This is a genomic window from Thermomicrobiales bacterium, from assembly GCA_041390825.1.
In the GTDB taxonomy this organism is placed as follows: domain Bacteria; phylum Chloroflexota; class Chloroflexia; order Thermomicrobiales; family UBA6265; genus JAMLHN01.
Genome location: JAWKPF010000001.1, coordinates 1 through 2191 on the forward strand (window position 1 = coordinate 1; position 2191 = coordinate 2191).

At 63.9% G+C, this 2191-nt stretch carries 2 protein-coding genes; both read left to right on the top strand.

Annotated elements, in window-relative coordinates; all coding sequences use genetic code 11:
- Window positions 1-672 (top strand): DUF1588 domain-containing protein (locus tag R2855_00005; GenBank protein ID MEZ4529382.1); only part of this gene is annotated, 672 nt, incomplete at its 5' end.
- A 66-nt stretch (window positions 673-738) separates the two neighbouring features.
- Window positions 739-2001, top strand: a complete 1263-nt coding sequence (locus tag R2855_00010; protein MEZ4529383.1) for a DUF1552 domain-containing protein — start codon at window positions 739-741, stop codon at window positions 1999-2001.
- Window positions 2002-2191 lie beyond the last annotated feature (190 nt).

Consider the following 2191-nt stretch of genomic DNA (forward strand, 5'->3'; position numbering starts at 1 on the left):
GACGTCCTCGCCAGGCATTATGGCATCCCCGGTGTGACCGGACCGGAATGGCGACGCGTCGAGAATGTTTCCAGCTACGGACGCGGCGGGTTTCTGGGGTTCGGCGCGGTGATCGCCAGGCAGTCGGCAGCCGCGCGGACCAGTCCGATCAAGCGTGGAGCGTGGCTGGTGCAGGTCCTGGGCGAGCGACTGCCCAAAGTCCCGCCCGACGTTCCACCGCTCCCGGAAACACCACCCCCCGGGCTCAGCGTGCGCGAGATCACCGAGCGCCATCGTGCGGACCCGAAGTGCGCCGGTTGTCACGATCGCATCGATCCCTACGGCATGGCGATGGAGCGGTTCGACGCCATCGGTCGTCTGCGGCCGGCCGGCGAGCTGAAGCCGGGTGACACCAAAGGAATTCTTCGAGACGGCACCGAGATCGACGATATCGCCGGCCTGCGGAACTACTTCGCCGGACCGCGCCGCGAGGACCTGCTGCGGACGCTGGCCCGCAAACTGACGGGCTATGCGCTGGGCCGCGCCGTGATGACGTCGGACCGCAAGCTCGTGGAGGAAGTCACTCAGACGATGGTCGGCGGTGGCCGCTGGTCGGACGCCTTGCTGGTCATCGTTCAGAGCGAACAATTCCGCTGCATTCGACCGACGGCCGAAGCGGTTTCAACCAGGTAACGAACGACCCTGATTAGTAGGAGTCTCCTGATGTTTAACGAATCGAATTCCTTCTCGCGGCGCACGTTGCTGCGCGGGCTCGGCGTCTCAATGGCATTGCCATGGCTTGAATCGCTGGCCTTCGCCACGGGTGAACGCGCCGACGCCGCCGATCAGCCGCCGACTCGCACGCTCGTCACGTTCACCGGCATGGGTTTCCATTCGCAGCACTGGTGGGCCAAAGGTGAGGGCGCCGGCATGGAACTCGGGCCCTGCCTGACGCCGCTGGAACCCTGGAAAGAGCGACTGGTCTTCCTCCGCGGTCTGTGGAACGAGCAAGCCAACAACGGGGTCATCCACTGCATGCAGACGGGGAACATGCTCAGCGGCGCTCCGATGTCGAAGACCGAAGTCCGCACAGGAGTCAGTTTCGATCAGCTGATGGCTCGGCGGCTCGGCGATCAGACACGAATCCCTTCGCTGGTACTGGGCTGCGAAGACGCGCTCCCCGGCCTGCAGGACGGGCATCCGCTGCTCTACAGCTCGCACATCTCGTGGAGTTCTGAGGTCTCGCCGACCTGGACCGAGACGCGGCCAGCACTGGCATTCGACCAGCTCTTCCGCACCGACCGGAACCGCGGCGACCGCCGCGTTGTGGATGCAGTGCTGGAAGACGCCAGGTCGCTGCGTCAACGACTCTCCCTCTCGGATCGTCTGCGGTTCGAGGAGTATCTGGGCAGCGTCCACGAAATCGAAGATCGTCTCCAGCGAGCCGACAAGGAACGCGATGCCAACGGTTGGCAGCCAACCCTGACCGCCCCCGATCACCCGCGGCCGGCCGACGGGATTCCCCCCGAAATCCCCGACTACTGGAAGCTGATGAACGACATCGTGCTGCTCGCCTTCCGCACCGATACCACCCGGATCGCGACCCTCAAGTACTGCAACGATGGCTCCGCCGAAACTCACACGCACTGCGGCGCCAAAGACCAGCATCACCAGATGGCCCACACCCAGCCGCCCGAACTCATTCCGCTCAACCAGTTCTTCATGTCTCAGCTCGCCTACCTTTGCGAGCGAATGGCGGAGCATCAGGAAGGGGACGGCACGCTGCTTGACAACACGTCCATCATGCACTGTTCGAGCATGCTGCACGGCAACCACGACGCCAGGCAGTTGCCGATCATCCTGCTGGGGGGGGCGGGCGGCAAACTCCAGGGCGGCCGCGTGCTCGACTACCTCGATGCGCCCAACCGTCGCATGTGCAGCCTGTTCCTTCACCTCATGGACTGGGGCGGCCTGGAACTCGACCAGTTTGGCGACTCGAACGAGCGGCTGACGGGCATTTGATGAACCATGATCACAAACGCGAAACCTACCGCCACGACGAACTCGCGGAGCCAGATGGGTGCAGGAGATTTTTCCATAACGAACATTGAAGTGAAGCGACAGTACGTCGTACAGAGAGTCGTGCAAAGGTGCGTTCGAGTCTCGAGCGTGGTCGTGCTGCTCATCGGTAGCGCGCAGGTGGCGCTGGCGC